Genomic DNA, 15,608 nt, shown 5'->3' on the forward strand with positions numbered 1-15,608 from the left:
GCTACAGGATCGAGAATGTGGTGATCTGATCCTGATTACGGCAAAAAGTTCGATTTATTCAACAAAGCCCATTAGTTAAGTTGATGTTAGGATCTTCTTACGTTGCTAAGTATTCAATTACGACCCGTAATGTATGTTTTTCGTCAGTGAAATACCCTTGTGAATAATGAGTGTAGATGCTGACGTTCAAACGTGTTGTTTTTTATAGCCAAAACATTGTGTTTCACCTCGAAATAACCGGTTATGAGGTATACTGCGCAGAAGTACCGTTCCTGTTAGTGTATGCGGGGCAAATCAGCCCGGCAGTTGATGGAGAAATAAGTTGCGGGTCAGGCGTTCATTAACGATTAAACAGATGGCGGCGGTATCCAGTATTGCTGCAGTCACCATTTGTATTTTTATCGTCATCCAGTTGTTTCACTTTGTGCAACAGCGGAGGGACGATTACGCCCAGCAACTTGAAAATATTGCACATTCTGTCCGCGAACCGCTGTCGCAGGCGGTGCTCGATGTCGATCTGGAAGAAACGCAGGACATTCTCAATACCCTGCAACCGGTCGGGATTCTGAGCCGTGCCGACGTCGTGATGCCTAATCAGATTGCTGCATTGCACACGCATTTCCCGCCGGGCAGACCGGTGCCGCAGTGGGTTACCCGCGGTTTCAATCTGCCCGTCACCATTTCTGTTCCCCTTTATTCTGCGGCTGCCAGCCCTAAAGCCCCCAAGCCGCTGGCGTATCTGGTTCTTCAGGCGGATTCGTACCGCATGTATCAGTTTATCGTCAGCGCGCTGTCGACCATGCTGACAACCTATCTCCTGCTGTCACTGATCCTCACCATCTCGGTGAGCTGGGTGGTGAACCGCCTGATCGTCAAACCGCTGCGCACCATTGCCAGAGAGCTGGAATCGCTGCCGGAAAGTGAAGTGCCTTATCACCAGCTGGTGCTGCCGGAGCGCCATGAAGACGATGAAATTGGCATGCTGGTGCGCAGTTATAACCGTAATCAGCAGCAGCTGGAAAAAGCGCAGCAAAGCATGAATGACGCGCTGCTGCCCGCGGAAGATAGCCTCAATAATGCCGAGCAGTTTATGCTGCGCCTTCAACACCGGCTGCATTCGTCGGAGCCGGAAAAGGGCTTCCACCTGCTACTGATCGGCATTGAAAGCCTGCGTGACGACGGCCATGTCAGCTGCCCGCTGATCTCTTCTATTATGGATGTGCTGCCGGAACACTGTTTGCTGGCGCGTCTGAGCTACAACGAATTTGCGTTGCTGGCGGGCGATGTGCCACGGCCATTTATGGCGATGCGCCTTGCGCGACAAATCATGGAACGCATTAATGCGCCGCAGGAAAGCGATTCCGGGAATATGTCCCTGCATCCGACCGGCAGCATCGGCATTGTTCAGCACACGGGCGAAACGCCGGTGACCGCACAGCAGCTGATGGCGAATGCCCGTGCGGCCAGAGTGTCGGCGTATCAGCAGGGCAAAAACCAGATTCTGTTTTTCGAACCGGAACTCACTGAGAAAATTCAGAAACGCCTGTTGCAGGAAAATGAAATTCTGCACGCGATGGAACAGAACGATTTCACGCTGTTCATCCAGCCGCAGGTCAATATGGAAACCGGCACGGTGTTGGGCGCTGAAGCCCTGTTGCGCAGAAAAATGGCCAACGGCAGTTATGGTCTGGAAAGCGATTTCATCGTGCTGGCCGAAGAAATCGGCGTAATGAGCATGCTGGGTTACAAAATCCTCGAACTGGGCTGCGGCATTCTTGCCGACTGGCAACAGCGCGGCATTACCTTACCGCTCTCGGTGAATTTATCCGGCGTCCAGGTTCAGCAGCGTAATTTCCTGCCGGAACTGCGCAGCCTGCTCAGTCGCTACAAAATTAATCCGGGTCAGCTGGTGCTGGAAATCACCGAAACGGCGCGCATTGATGATTTGGATCGCGCGCTGTTGTTGCTCAGCGAACTCCGCGCCGTGGGCGTCTCGATTGAACTGGATGATTTCGGCCTGGGCTATTCCGGGCTGGAATATCTCAACCGCCTGCGTTCTTTACCTATCGATGTGATCAAAATTGACCGCAGTTTCGTCAGCGTTCTGCCGGAAGACGAAGTGATGGTAAACATTGTGGCCTCAATTGGCCGCGCGATGGATATTCAGCTTATTGCAGAAGGCGTTGAAACCGAAGCGCAGCGCCAGTGGCTGCTGAAAGAAAATATCCGGTTCGGGCAGGGCTATTTATTCTCTGCGCCGCTTTCTAAAGAAGAGTTCGAAGAGAAATTCTGTCAGCCCGCCTGAATCCGATAAAGGGCAGGAAACCCCTTCCTGTCCGGCCTTTTTTACCCCTCCTTTACTTTTTTTAATTACATTACTTATTGCTGAATGCTTTCCGCTCTGGTTTTTCATGAACCGTTATTGCAGTGCGAAACGAAATATTTCCATCATGTTGTGTGTGTGTTATTTCCCTGCTGCCGCTCATTACCTTTGACCTTACAAAAATAGAAGGCGGCGCAATCACTTCAGGATGGGTATTTATGAAAAAATCACTCTTCAAGAGTCTGTATTTTCAGGTTCTTCTGGCAATCACCCTCGGAATTTTACTGGGACATTTCTACCCCGAACTCGGCGCTCAAATGAAACCATTGGGTGATGGTTTTGTTAAATTAATCAAAATGATCATCGCCCCTGTCATCTTCTGTACGGTGGTGACCGGCATTGCGGGCATGGAAAGCATGAAAGCCGTGGGGCGCACCGGGGCGATCGCGCTGCTCTACTTTGAAATCGTCAGTACGCTGGCGCTGATTATCGGCCTGGTGATTGTGAATATCGTCCAGCCGGGCGCGGGAATGAACGTCGATCCGGCGGCGCTGGATGCCAAAGCGGTCGCGGTTTACGCCGAGCAGGCGCAGAGCCAGGGCATTATTCCGTTCCTGCTGGATGTCATTCCGTCGAGCGTGATCGGCGCATTTGCCAGTGGCAATATCTTGCAGGTGTTGCTGTTTGCCGTGCTGTTCGGCTTCGCGCTGCACCGCATGGGCCACAAGGGCCAGCTGATTTTCAACGTCATCGAAAGCTTCTCACAGGTCATTTTCGGCATCATCAATATGATCATGCGTCTCGCGCCGTTAGGGGCATTCGGGGCGATGGCATTCACGATTGGTAAATATGGCGTGGGTTCTCTGGTGCAGCTCGGTCAGCTGATTCTGTGTTTCTACCTGACCTGTATTCTGTTTGTGGTCGTGGTGCTGGGGCTTATCGCCCGCTTTACCGGCTTCAGCATCTTCAAGTTTGTTAACTACATTAAAGAAGAACTGCTGATCGTGCTGGGTACGTCGTCCTCTGAATCCGCGCTGCCGCGGATGCTGGATAAAATGGAGCGTCTGGGTTGTAAGAAATCAGTGGTGGGGCTGGTTATCCCGACCGGCTACTCGTTTAACCTCGACGGCACCTCGATTTACCTGACCATGGCGGCCGTGTTTATCGCACAGGCGACCAATACCCATATGGATATCTGGCATCAGATCACCCTGATTGTCGTGCTGTTGTTGTCCTCGAAAGGGGCGGCGGGCGTGACCGGCAGTGGTTTTATCGTTCTGGCGGCGACGCTGTCAGCGGTCGGGCACTTACCGGTTGCCGGGCTGGCGCTGATTCTGGGCATTGACCGCTTTATGTCAGAAGCACGTGCGCTGACCAATCTGGTGGGTAACGGCGTGGCAACCATCGTGGTTGCAAAATGGTGTGATCAGCTGGACGAAGGTCAGTTAAAAGCGACGCTGAATGGTCAGAAAGGTCTGACGGAAGCTGAGAAATCGGCGTCAGGTTTCTGAATAATGGTCTCTGAACGGATGAAAATATCGCTAACCGTTCCAAAAAACGCATTTATTTAGGCTCAAAATCCCCTAATAACCACCGGTTACTTGATGTAACCGGTGGATTATCTTCATAATAACTCCCTCAAAGGCCACCTCCGGCGCTTTTTACCAGAATATTTTCACGGGCTGCGCGACATTGCGAAAAACGCGCGGTCTAACGAAGGGCTGTAATTTACGTCCTTAACTTACGCATTCAGTTCCTGTGGGCTCGCCGAACAGCACCGGCAGGACAGCATATTTGAACATTAGATTGTCATTACGTAGGGGTTCACATGCAGGGCACCAAAATCCGTTTACTCGTTGGTGGATTGTTGCTGGCAGCAGCCGCAAGTCATGTGCAAGCTGAAGCATTACAACCTGACCCGGCCTGGCAGCAGGGCAAGTTGGATAATGGATTTACCTGGCAGTTGCTGACCACGCCGCAACGTCCGAGCGATCGTATCGAATTACGCCTGGTGGTACGCACCGGCTCGCTGGCAGAATCTGCCCAGCAGGCGGGCTACGCCCATTTCCTGCCGCGTCTGGCGCTGATGCACAGCGAAGGATTCAGCACGTCTGAGCTGCAATCACTCTGGCAGCAAAGTATCAATCCGCAACGGCCATTGCCGCCCGCGGTCAGTTCCTATGATTTCACGATGTATAACCTGAGCCTGCCGAATAACCGCCCGGAGCTGCTGAAAGATGCGCTGAACTGGCTGGCGAATACGGCGGGTAAAATCTCTGTGACGCCTGCGCTGGTCAGCGCCGCGCGGCAGGAATCGCAGGATCCGGTGGGTTCATTGCCGCAAAATACGCAGGATGCCTGGTGGCGTACCCGTATCGTCGGCTCAACGCTGGTGGGGCATAGCCCGGATCAGCTGCCGACCAAACCGGTCAATATCGAAGCCCTGACGAAGTTTTATCATCAGTGGTATACACCGGACGCCATGACGCTGTTTGTGGTGGGTAATGTCGACAGCCGCGCGCTGGGTGAACAAATCAACCGGACATTCTCGCCGCTGAAAGGCAGCCGTCAGACGCCACAAACGTTGCCGACGTTGTCGGAAGTCACCACCAAATCCATGACCACGATGGACGGCAACCTGACGCAAGATCGTCTCTCATTAATGTGGGATAACGCGTGGCAGCCGATTCAGGATTCGCAGGCGCTGGCCGCTTACTGGCGCAGTGATCTGGCCCGCGAAGCGCTGTTCTGGCATCTTCAGGAAGCCCTGAAAAGCGCTTTTGAAAACAAAAAAGACGCCACAACACCGGGCCCTGGCCTTGGTTTTGATTGCAACGTCCAGTATCAGCGTGCGCAGTGCGCTATTCGTATTGAAGCGCCACAGGCTAAGCTGACCGAACTGTTCAAGCGTCTTTCCAAAGAACTTCTGGCCGTGCGTGACAAAGGGATTTCTCAGGCTGAGTTTGATGCGCTGATTGCGCAGAAGAACGATCAGCTGAGCAAACTTTTCGCCACTTACGCGCGTACCGACACCGACGTGCTGATGAGCCAGCGTTTACGCTCGCAGCAAAATGGCGTTGTCGACATCGCGCCTGAGCAATATCAGCAATTGCGTCAGCAGTTCCTTAGTACGCTGACGCTGCCGGTGCTGAATCAGGAGCTGAAACAACAGCTTTCCCGCGAACCTGCCATGCTTATCGCACAACCTAAAGGTGAGCCAGAACTGAATGCGGGTGAACTGCGGGCGGTATATGACAAAGTGATGGCACCGGTGGAGAGCGCTCCGGCAGCGGGTGATGTGCCGGCGGCATCGGCGGCGGCGAGTGCGCAATAAGGGAGAATCCCTTATTTATTCCCGGTTAGGATGGGTGAAAGTTTCGGTTTTTTAAGTGCAGCGCTCACTTAACTCACCGCGCCGAAACCGATAAAGAGAGGAAAGTGCTTTTCCTCTCTTTAATCTCTCCTCGCTTTTTCACTCCGCGCTATCGCTCGCTGGCTATGTTTCAGCAACCGCAGTGACAGACTGGAAATCTTGCCGCTGCGCGGTACCTTTGCTCGGGTTTCGAGCCATAGGTCTCGAACCTCTCGCGCAGCAAGCTTTCTGAAACGCCCGTACGATCTTAAATTCAAAACCAATATGCTTTTAGAAAGTTAAAAATGGCGTGATCAAAAATCCTGCTGAACGGAGCGGCTTCGAGACCTGCGGCTCGAAGACCGAGAGAAGGAAGTGCGAAGCACCAGGATTTGCGCCACTCGCTTAAGTGACAGAACATGTCCGTCTTGCCTGCGGTAGCGCGCAGTAAAAAGACGTGGGAGATCCAAGAGGGGCCCGTCATGGCCCCTTTTGGGCGGTTTCGGCGCAGCGAGTTAAGTGATCACTGCAATAAAGAAACCGAAATACCCACGGTCAATTTTGGCAGCCCCGCTGGCAAGCGAAAAACCGCCCTTATACCCGCTCTGGCATAAACTCCACAGGAATGATCGCCCCGCGATGCTGAATCACAGTACTCGCAGTCTCATGCCCGCGCACGGCGGCTTCCACCGCGCTGCCACCGGTTAACCGAACAGCCAGATACCCGGCGCTGAATGAATCGCCCGCCGCAGTGGTATCAATCACTTTCTCTTTCGGTAATTTAACCGCCGGAACGTCGTGCAGTTCGCCTTCGGCGCTGGATACGATGCAGCTGTCAGCGCCGCGTTTTACCACGACTTCACTGACGCCAAGCGCGTGGGTGCGGGCTATCACTTCGTCGTACGGCTTCTGGCCCCACAGCATATCTTCGTCATCAAGCGTCAGAAATGCGATGTCCGTGCAGGAAAGCATGGCGTTGTAAGCCGCCTGCGTTTGCTCTTTGTTCGCCCATAAGCGCGGACGGTAGTTGTTGTCGAAAATGACTTTTCCGCCGAGTGAACGACACGCTTGCAGCAGTGTCATCAGACGTTTACGGCTTTCATCGTTCAGAATTGCCAGGCTGATCCCGCTCAGATACAGATAATCAAACTCTGCCAGCTTCTGGCAAATCTCTTCGGATTGCGGGCTGTCGAGCCAGTAACGCGCGGCGGCATCGTTGCGCCAGTAGTAGAACGTGCGCTCACCGGTGCTGTCCGTTTCAATCACATACAGGCCAGGTAGTTTGTTTTCCAGACGCTGCGTCAGCGCGGTGTGGACACCTTCCTGCTGCCACGCCTGTAACATCTCATTGCTGAAACTGTCATTGCCGAGCGCTGTCACGTAGTGAACGTTCAGCGCTTCAGGCGAAACCTGGCGGGAAATATAAACAGACGTGTTCAGCGTGTCGCCACCAAAACCACGGTGAAGGGCATCGCCTTTCTGAGACAATTCGATCATGCATTCGCCGATAACGGCAATATTTTTGCTGGTCATTGTACCTGGCCTATGTCTGAAACATTAAAACGAAAGAAAAGACCGTCATTATTGCGCTCTAGTCTCTTCATAAGAATGCGGTCAGTCAAATAAATTAAAACGAGGTTTTATTTTTTTAGGCAGGAAGCGAAAAAATGAAATAAAAGGAGGGTAAAAGTGGAAGCAGCAGAACTTCCACCTGGGCATCACCGTGGGAAGGCTACTGGCTTTCTTTACGCAGTTCGGTCACCGGTCGGCCCCCGATCCCCCAGTTATCGGTATCGACTTCATCAATGACCACAACCGTGGTGGCCGGATTTTTACCCAGCGTATCGGCCAGCAGCTGGGTCACGCCGGCGATAAGTGCCTTTTTTTGTTCGACGGTTGCGCCTTCTCGGGTGATTTTGATATTCACGTAGGGCATTTTTTTCTCCGTATCGGGTAAGCAAAAGGGAAATAACGTGCGGTCAGTTCTCCACTGTAGAAGCGGATGAAAAGAACCGCCAGCCGGCCTTTTTGGTTTTTTATGCGGGCAGAACGGCGAGAAATGCGGAGTGATTAAAGTTTCCCCGCGCAGCGCCGATAGATATCTCTACTAATGAAAGCCAGGAAATCGGGCTACTAATCACCTTGTAGTCACGCAACACATGTTGCCGCATGTCCCCTGATGATCTGATTCTTATTCATGACGGCAGAAAAATATGATAACTAAGATGATGTTAGGGCTGATTACGCCTTCTTTTACCGCTATCGAACGCGTAAAAGCACAGTCTTACTGGCGTCAATGTCAGAGAGTGTACCGTTTTCAGCCGATTTATCGCACTACAGGAAAACTGTTGGGGATTGAATTGCTGACCGGGGTTTTCCACCCTGCGAACCCGCATAAATTCATTTCGCCCGAAGAATATTTTGTCGCGATCGCTGTCGGTAAACGCCTGCAAATCGTTCAGGAACAACTTAACCTGTTGCAGCGCTGGCAAAATCTGTTCATCGATAACGAATTACTGGCGTCAATCAACGTCGATGGTCAGGTGCTGGAAATGTTGCAGTCTGATTCCGCGCTGCAAGCGCAAATCAACGCGATGCCATACGTCCGTTTTGAACTGGTCGAAAGTGCTGAACATGCGCTGAGCATTCCGTTGTCCCAGATTGAACAATCCGACCGGTTGTGGCTCGATGACTTTGGTCAGGGCATTGCCAACTTCTCTTCCTTCACCACCTGGCACTACGAATACATCAAAATTGCCCGCGATTTGTTTATTCTGCTGGGTCAGAGCGAAGAAGGCTCGCGCCTGTTTTACACGCTGGTGACGCTGATGAAGCGCTACAGCAAAGGCGTCATTATCGAAGGGGTCGAAACCGCCGCTGAATGGGCGATGGTGCGTAATTCTGATGCGCTGGCCGCTCAGGGCTATTATCTGGCGCGACCCGTTGTTTTCGACCATCTGGATAATCTGCCAATACATTTCAAAGGATAATGAATCACACCTAACTCGCTGAGGCTAAGTCTCAAAATGCCGGGTGAGTTGATGTGGTGTGATGCATTATCATCACGCTGATTTTTAAGGCGTTATCAGTGCCCCTTCTTCACGTTTTATCCCTCCTGATGCAGACCGTTTCCGGCAAGCTGTGACGAATTCAACTATGGTTAAACTCTGGGATTCGTTAACTGTTTGAAAGGAACAGCGTTATGACGCGCACAGGTAAAGTGATCTCCTGGGTTGTCGGTGTGATTGTTATTCTGTTGATTGCCATCGTGATTTTCATCGCGATGTTCGACTGGAACCGCCTCAAACCCACGATAAATCAAAAGGTCAGTACTGAGCTCAACCGGCAATTCGCGATCCGCGGTGATTTGGGCGTGGACTGGTCGCGGCAAAAAGATGAAGCGGGCTGGCGGGCGTGGGTTCCCTGGCCTCACATCCATGCGGAAGATATCGTGCTCGGAAACCCTTCCGACGTTCAGACCGGCGAAAAAGACGCGCAGATGGTGAAACTCGCCCGCGTTGATGCCAGCATTGCGCCGCTCGCGCTGCTGCACAAAGAAGTGCTGATACCACGCATCTGGCTGAAACAGCCGGATGCCTCGCTGCTGCGTTTGGATAACGGCAAAAATAACTGGACGTTCAATCTCGCTAACAGCGACACCAAAGACCCAGCGCAGCCGCCATCAGCCTGGTCATTTACTCTCAACGATATCGTGTTTGATCGCGGGCAGATTGACTATAAAGACGCCAAACTCAAAGCCGATTTCCGCGCCGTGATTGATCCGCTGGGTAAACCGCTGCCGTTTACGGAAGTGATCGGCGATAAGAAAGATGCGCCGAAAACCAAAACCCCGCCTTACGTGTTTGGCTGGAAAGTGGACGGGAAATACAACGGCGAATCCCTGTCGGGCAGCGGGAAAATTGGCGGAATGCTGGCGCTGAAAGACCCTGACGCGCTGTTTCCGTTACAGGCGGATGTGCGTTCGGGTAAAACCCGCGTAGCCGTCGCCGGGACATTGCAGGATCCGATGAACCTCGGCGGTCTGGATTTACGCCTGAAATTCTCCGGGCAGACGCTGTCTGATTTGTACGGTCTGACCGGCGTCCTGCTGCCGCAAACGCCGCCGTATTCTACCGACGGCCATTTGTCGGCAACATTGCACGGGAAGAACGGCGCCATTTACCGTTATCAGAACTTTAACGGCGAGATTGGCGACAGCGATATTCACGGCTCGCTGACCTATGAGGCCAGCAAACCAAGGCCAAAACTGACCGGCGACGTGGTGTCCAAACAGCTGCGTTTTGCCGATCTCGCGCCGCTGATCGGGGCTGATTCCAATACGGATAAAGCGAAACGTGGCGAAACGACCCGTCAGCCTTCTGACAAAGTGCTGCCGGTAGAGAAGTTTGATACCAAAAGCTGGCGCGTGATGGACGCGGATGTGAAATTTAGCGCCAAACGTATTGAGCACGGTAAATCGCTGCCGCTGAGCGATTTAAGCACGCACCTGAAACTCACCGACGGCGAAATTCTGCTCGACCCTCTGCGTTTTGGCGTGGCGGGCGGTAATCTCAACTCCACCATCCGGCTGGAGGGCGACAAATCGCCGATGCAGGCGCGTGCGGATATTCATGCGCGTAAGCTGAAACTGAAACAGTTGCTGCCGAGCGTTCAGTCTATGGAGCGCAGTCTGGGCGATCTCAACGGCGATGCGACGCTGACCGGCACCGGGAATTCGGTGGCCGCGTTGCTCGGCACCAGCAACGGCGACATGAAAATTCTCATCAACGACGGCGTGATCAGCCGGGGTCTGATGGAACTGGCCGGGCTGAACGTGGGGAACTACGTGGTCAGCAAATTGTTCGGCGATGACGAAGTGGCGATCAACTGCGCCGCCGCCAACGTGAACGTCAAAAACGGGCTGGTAACGCCACGGTTGTTTGTGTTCGATACCGAGAATGCGGTGATCAACATTACCGGTAGCACCAATATGGCGACGGAACGTCTGGATTTGTCGATCAACCCCGAAAGCAAGGGCGTGCGTATTCTGACGCTGCGTTCACCGCTGTATGTCCGCGGCACGTATAAAAATCCGGACGCCGGTGTAAAACCCGGCCCGCTGATCGCCCGTGGCGCTGCTGCCGTCGCGCTCGGCGCGGTCGTCGCCCCGGCCGCTGCATTGCTCGCACTGATTTCCCCAAGCGACAACGAAGAAAACCAGTGCGGTCCGATATTGCAGCAGATGAAGGAGAAGTGATTGATACGCTCCTCCCGGCGAAAGGGAGGAGCTGATTTCACCGGGGCACCGGATCCAGTACTGCGCAGCTATGATCCTGGATTTCTTCGGTCGAGGCGTTGTTGAGTTTGAGTAAATCGCGCTCGCTGGCGAGCAGCAGGAAGTCGCCGCCTGGCAGGCTGACCATCGCCATGCCGAAGTGGCCCATTTTTTTATCTGCGTCCGGCACGCCTTGCGCCAGAATTCTGAACGCGCCTTTCTCATTGAGCTCGGTGGGCGTCACTTTACGCGCCAGGTACGTGTGGCCCAGCAGTTTGTCCGGCAGTTCCTGCCAGTTGTATCCCATCTGCGCGCCCTCTCTGGCCAGCGTAGTTTTTACCTGCGGCAACAGACAGGAAATATGGATGTGCAGCTGATTCTGCGAGCGTCCGTATTGTGAATTAATCGCCAGCGAGATATTGCTGTCATCAATCGGTTTGCCGTATTTATCCGCCATAAAATGCCGCGCATTCCAGGCCTGATTGAAAAAGTTCGGCGTTTCCGGCTCCAGCAGCGCCGGGCTTTCCATACCGGTGATCCGCGTGCTGGGCGTCAGTAAATACTGCAATGGCCCGTTCAGATCCTTCAGCACCACAAATCCGTGTTGTTCATCCACCTGCGCGCAGGGATCGGGTTTGCCCGTGCTGCGCTGATTCGGCACGCATTTTTTGCTGATGATGTTCCACAAGGCGTTAGGATTGGAAGAGTGGGGCCAGAAATACCAGAAAGCGGCGGCAATGATGATAAGCAGGAGCAGGGCAGGCAAAACTAATCGTCGTAAACGCATAAGAAACCTTCGCAGAAGGCACCGTGCCAGGCGAAAAACCTGGCACGGTGTCCGGATCAGTTACAGCGACTGATGGGCAGTTTCTTTGGACAGCAGCAGCGCGACCAGCGTCAGCGTTGCCATAAAGGCCAGATAAACGCCCACATAGAACAACCCGTAATGAGTTGCCAGCCAGGTGGCGATGTACGGCGCGACGGACGCACCCAGTATCGAAGACACATTATAGGAGAAGGATGCGCCGGTGTAGCGGACTTCTGTCGGGAACAGTTCAGGCAGCAGCGCGCCCATCGGACCAAACGTCAGCCCCATCACCATAAAACCGCACAGCAGGAAGACCATCACCAGCGCCTGCGAGCCTGAACCGAGAATGGTCGGGAAGCACAGTGCGAAAACAATCATCAGCAAGGTAATGCAGATCATCGTTTTGCGACGCCCAAATTTATCCGCCAGCTGACCGGCAATCGGTACCATTACGCCGAAACCGACCACGCCAATCATCAGCATCAGCAGGAATTCATTACGCGGAATGCCCAGGCCGGCGGGCTGCGCTGCTGTGCCGTAACCCAGTGAATACACGGTCATGATGTAGAACAGCGTATATGTTGCCACCATGATGAACGTGCCGAGCAGGGTCGCTTTTTTGTATTTGGTGAACAGCGTGCCAATCGGCACTTTTACCTGTTTACCGGCTTTGGCAATTTTAGCGAAGACCGGCGTTTCGTGCAGGGAAACACGCACGTAAAGGCCAACCAGCACCAGCACCGCAGAAAGCAGGAACGGCACGCGCCAGCCCCAGGAAATAAACTGTTCGTCGGTCAGCAGCCAGGACAACAGCAGGAACATCCCGTTAGCGAAGAAGAAGCCAATCGGCGCGCCAAGCTGCGGGAAAGAACCGTACAGCGCGCGTTTTTTCGGTGGCGCATTCTCCGTTGCGAGCAATGCCGCGCCGCCCCATTCGCCGCCCAGACCGAGACCCTGACCAAAACGCGCCAGCGCCAGCAGCATTGGTGCGAAAACGCCAATCGTCGCGTAAGTCGGCAGCAGGCCAATGACAACGGTGGAAACGCCCATGGTCAGGAGGGACGCCACGAGCGTCACTTTACGCCCTACGCGGTCGCCGAAATGCCCGAACAGCGCGGAGCCAATCGGACGCGCAATAAAGGCGATAGCGAAAGTGGCGAGCGACTGTAGCGTGGCGGCCGTCGGGTCGCCCTGCGGGAAGAAGATGTGCGGGAACACGATCACCGCAGCGGTGGCATAAATGTAAAAGTCGAAAAACTCGATGGCCGTCCCGATCAGCGACGCAACGATGACTTTTCCGCGTGAGTTCTGATTCACCAGGTTGGCGTCAGCTTCTAATTCTTGAGCGATGGAGGCTTGCATAAGTGTTTCTTATTTGTTGTTGATGAAATAGAGGGTTTGTAAATAAATGTGTGGTGAAAGGGCATCTTATGCACAGCCAGACGGGTTTTCAACGAGGGAGAAATGCCTAAAAACGGCATTTCGGGCGGGATCGGGGGAATCTTTTTTGGCGTTGCCCGTTTGCAAATCATAAGTTTGCTCAATGGAACAAATTCAGAGTAACTGACTGCAAAACCGTGAAATAAAAGTACGGCCATTAGTCAGTTATTCTGGTTTTAAGGGCAGTGAGAAGTGCTATCTGGTGTTATTCACTGCTTTTTGACTTCTTTTCCAGAGTTAACGGCGGTTATATGCATTTCATCTGGCACGATGAGGTCGTCAGGCGTGTATTCGCTGTCGTTTCCCGATGTCGTTTTGGCCGTTTTTGCGCCTTTTTTCCCATGATCGGGCATTACCGGGTCATCTTTGTATTTCGCGGTGGCAATCCACGCGGCGACAAACAACGTCAGGCGGGCGAAGAAATAGAAGAACGCCATCAGGCCAATGACCGACCCGAACGCCGCGCCGGAAGGCGAGGTGGCCAGTTTCGGCAGTGTCATGGTCATCACGAATTTAATCACCTCAAAGCCAATCGCCGCCAGCAGCGTGCCGCGCAGCAGGGCTTTCTTGCGCGGTTTATGGCGCGGCAACATCCAGAAAATCCACAGGAACAGCAGATAGTTGGCCGCAATGGAAATTACCAGCGCAATACTGGTCATCACCGGTCTCAGCCACTCGATACCGCCGAGCCCCAGCGCATCCACAATGGTTTTTTGCGCCGCACCGGCAATAGACGTCAGCGACAGCGTGATGATCAGCGCCAGCACCAGCCCGGTCAGCGAAATAAAATCGCGAATGTAGCGGCGGTAAATCTTCTCCTGATCCTGCGGATTGCGTTCCCAGACGTCACGCGACTGCGCGCGGATCGCCTCGCGCAGATTTCCCATCCAGCTGATGCCGGAGTACAGCGCAATCAGCAGGCCGGATAACCCGACGGCGGTGCGTTGCTGAATGGCCGTATTGACCGTGCTTTTCAGCGTATTCGCCAGATTCGGGTCGCTGATGCTGTTCACGATTTTATTGATGAGACCGGCCAGCAGATCCGGATTGGACGCCAGCACGAAACCCACGGCGGCGAAGGAAACCATCAGAATCGGGATCAGCGAGAGGAACGAGAAATAGGTGATCGCCGCACCAAACTGGCTGCCCAGACGATCGTTGAAACGTTCCGTGGCCCGCAGCAAATGCGCGACCCAGCCCCAGGACTGAACGTATTCCACCAGCCGTGAGAATCTGCCGATGTTTTTATCCACCGTCGAATTGCCGGTTTTGATGTTAATCAGCGGGGCGGGTGTTTCCTGTTTTACCGGTTCTTGCTTAGAAATAATGGGCATTGATCCATGTTGTCCTTAAAAGTGCATCCAGTCTTAAGTATAGACGCCTGAGCCGTCCGGGTGATATCCGGCGGATTTAACCGCTCAGGCAATGAACGTTTGGGTTATATCTGTCAGCCAGTCCATGAAGACTTTGACGCGCCGCGAAAGGTTCAGGCGGTGCGGATAAACCAGCGTCACGGGCATCGGCGGCGCACGGAACTGCGGCAAAATACTCACCAGCTGGCCACCCGCCAGCGCGTTACGAACGCCAATCAGCGGCGCCTGAATAATCCCCAGACCGGCCACGCAGGCTGAAACATAGGTTTCCGTGCTGTTGACCGTCACCGCACCGCCGCTTTTGACGGTTTTCACCTGCTTGCCGTCGAGATATTCAAACGCAGACGTATGGCTGCCGAGCGTTTGTTCGTAATGCACCATCGCGTGCTGCGCAAGCTGATCGGGATGATCCGGCGTGCCGTAGCGTTGCAGATAACCGGGGCTTGCGCAGTTAATCACGCTCAGATGCCCCAGCGGGCGGGCGATCAGGCCGGAATCCTTCAACGCGCCGCTGCGCACCACGCAGTCAAACCCTTCGCGCACCACATCCACACGGTGATCGGTACTGCTCAGTTCGATTTCCAGCGCCGGATAGCGGTTCAGAAACTCCGCCAGACGCGGCAACACCAGATGCGTCGCCATGCCGACCGACATATCCACGCGCAGCCGCCCGCTGATGCTCGCCGGGTTCGACTGAAACATCGATTCGAGTTCGTCCATGCTCGAAAGCAGTTCCTTGCAGCGCTGATAAAACACCTGACCGTCCTGCGTAAGCTGAACGCGGCGCGTGGAACGGTGCAGCAAACGGGCGGACATGCGGATTTCAAGTTGCTGGACCAGCCGCGACACGCTGCCTTTGGGTAATCCCAGACTTTCGGCGGCGCGGGTAAAATTGCTCAGTTCCGCGACGCGAACGAAAACCTTCATTGATTGAATTTTATCCACATTTTGCCCGATTGTTGTTGGTTTTGAGACAGTGAAACTCATTATGGACTATTTATCATTACAGGGGAGTCCAATAGGCTGTGTTTTAAACA

Annotated in this window: 11 protein-coding genes; 5 read left to right on the forward strand and 6 right to left on the reverse strand. The window is 53.8% G+C overall.

Annotation, left to right across the window (positions count from 1 at the left end; translation table 11 throughout):
- Nucleotides 1-322: 322 nt before the first annotated feature.
- From hmsP to J8X26_RS14650, 3 genes are all read left to right on the forward strand, one after another.
- Nucleotides 323-2,305, forward strand: coding sequence for a biofilm formation regulator HmsP (gene hmsP / locus J8X26_RS14640; RefSeq protein ID WP_165060803.1), 1,983 nt, complete (start codon nucleotides 323-325; stop codon nucleotides 2,303-2,305).
- A gap of 236 nt (nucleotides 2,306-2,541) precedes the next feature.
- Nucleotides 2,542-3,834, forward strand: coding sequence for a dicarboxylate/amino acid:cation symporter (locus J8X26_RS14645; RefSeq protein ID WP_165060806.1), 1,293 nt, complete (start codon nucleotides 2,542-2,544; stop codon nucleotides 3,832-3,834).
- 317 nt (nucleotides 3,835-4,151) lie between these two features.
- Nucleotides 4,152-5,657 (forward strand): pitrilysin family protein, encoded by a 1,506-nt coding sequence (locus tag J8X26_RS14650; RefSeq protein WP_208951241.1) that lies wholly within the window; start codon nucleotides 4,152-4,154, stop codon nucleotides 5,655-5,657.
- A gap of 612 nt (nucleotides 5,658-6,269) precedes the next feature.
- Here J8X26_RS14650 and J8X26_RS14655 read toward each other — a convergent pair.
- Nucleotides 6,270-7,208 (reverse strand): sugar kinase, encoded by a 939-nt coding sequence (locus J8X26_RS14655; protein ID WP_208951242.1) that lies wholly within the window; start codon nucleotides 7,206-7,208, stop codon nucleotides 6,270-6,272.
- A 199-nt stretch (nucleotides 7,209-7,407) separates the two neighbouring features.
- On the reverse strand, nucleotides 7,408-7,611 hold the full coding sequence (locus J8X26_RS14660) for a 2-hydroxymuconate tautomerase family protein (protein WP_208951243.1): 204 nt from the start codon (nucleotides 7,609-7,611) through the stop codon (nucleotides 7,408-7,410).
- A 277-nt stretch (nucleotides 7,612-7,888) separates the two neighbouring features.
- Between J8X26_RS14660 and pdeH the strand changes: the two genes are divergently transcribed.
- Together pdeH and J8X26_RS14670 are read left to right on the forward strand one after the other, a co-directional pair.
- Entirely contained in the window at nucleotides 7,889-8,665 is a 777-nt protein-coding gene (gene pdeH, locus J8X26_RS14665; RefSeq protein ID WP_152323650.1) for a cyclic-guanylate-specific phosphodiesterase, read from the forward strand.
- A gap of 212 nt (nucleotides 8,666-8,877) precedes the next feature.
- Complete coding sequence (locus J8X26_RS14670) at nucleotides 8,878-10,932, forward strand: AsmA family protein (RefSeq protein WP_208951244.1); 2,055 nt, start codon at nucleotides 8,878-8,880, stop codon at nucleotides 10,930-10,932.
- A 37-nt stretch (nucleotides 10,933-10,969) separates the two neighbouring features.
- Here J8X26_RS14670 and J8X26_RS14675 read toward each other — a convergent pair whose 3' ends face one another.
- The 4 genes from J8X26_RS14675 to J8X26_RS14690 all read right to left on the reverse strand — a co-directional run bounded on the left by J8X26_RS14675 (nucleotide 10,970) and on the right by J8X26_RS14690 (nucleotide 15,516).
- Nucleotides 10,970-11,737, reverse strand: a complete 768-nt coding sequence (locus J8X26_RS14675) for a CDP-diacylglycerol diphosphatase (protein ID WP_208951245.1) — start codon at nucleotides 11,735-11,737, stop codon at nucleotides 10,970-10,972.
- A 60-nt stretch (nucleotides 11,738-11,797) separates the two neighbouring features.
- Nucleotides 11,798-13,120 (reverse strand): MFS transporter, encoded by a 1,323-nt coding sequence (locus J8X26_RS14680; protein ID WP_208951246.1) that lies wholly within the window; start codon nucleotides 13,118-13,120, stop codon nucleotides 11,798-11,800.
- A 287-nt stretch (nucleotides 13,121-13,407) separates the two neighbouring features.
- On the reverse strand, nucleotides 13,408-14,532 hold the full coding sequence (gene yhjD, locus J8X26_RS14685; protein WP_152323646.1) for an inner membrane protein YhjD: 1,125 nt from the start codon (nucleotides 14,530-14,532) through the stop codon (nucleotides 13,408-13,410).
- A gap of 84 nt (nucleotides 14,533-14,616) precedes the next feature.
- The gene (locus J8X26_RS14690; protein WP_208951247.1) at nucleotides 14,617-15,516 is read right to left on the reverse strand and encodes a LysR family transcriptional regulator; all 900 of its coding nucleotides are present in this window, start codon (nucleotides 15,514-15,516) and stop codon (nucleotides 14,617-14,619) included.
- Nucleotides 15,517-15,608: the final 92 nt, after the last annotated feature.

It is taken from the genome of Rahnella sp. ChDrAdgB13, from assembly GCF_017655185.1.
Lineage (GTDB): Bacteria > Pseudomonadota > Gammaproteobacteria > Enterobacterales > Enterobacteriaceae > Rahnella > Rahnella contaminans.

What these genes read in the sequence shown, in the direction of transcription:
- J8X26_RS14680 (WP_208951246.1), bottom strand. Translation starts at nt 13,120, where the DNA reads ATGCAAGCCTCCATCGCTCAAGAATTAGAAGCTGACGCCAACCTGGTG.
- J8X26_RS14655 (WP_208951242.1), bottom strand. Translation starts at nt 7,208, where the DNA reads ATGACCAGCAAAAATATTGCCGTTATCGGCGAATGCATGATCGAATTG.
- J8X26_RS14645 (WP_165060806.1), top strand. Translation starts at nt 2,542, where the DNA reads ATGAAAAAATCACTCTTCAAGAGTCTGTATTTTCAGGTTCTTCTGGCA.
- J8X26_RS14650 (WP_208951241.1), top strand. Translation starts at nt 4,152, where the DNA reads ATGCAGGGCACCAAAATCCGTTTACTCGTTGGTGGATTGTTGCTGGCA.
- pdeH (WP_152323650.1), top strand. Translation starts at nt 7,889, where the DNA reads ATGATAACTAAGATGATGTTAGGGCTGATTACGCCTTCTTTTACCGCT.
- yhjD (WP_152323646.1), bottom strand. Translation starts at nt 14,532, where the DNA reads ATGCCCATTATTTCTAAGCAAGAACCGGTAAAACAGGAAACACCCGCC.
- J8X26_RS14670 (WP_208951244.1), top strand. Translation starts at nt 8,878, where the DNA reads ATGACGCGCACAGGTAAAGTGATCTCCTGGGTTGTCGGTGTGATTGTT.
- J8X26_RS14660 (WP_208951243.1), bottom strand. Translation starts at nt 7,611, where the DNA reads ATGCCCTACGTGAATATCAAAATCACCCGAGAAGGCGCAACCGTCGAA.
- J8X26_RS14675 (WP_208951245.1), bottom strand. Translation starts at nt 11,737, where the DNA reads ATGCGTTTACGACGATTAGTTTTGCCTGCCCTGCTCCTGCTTATCATC.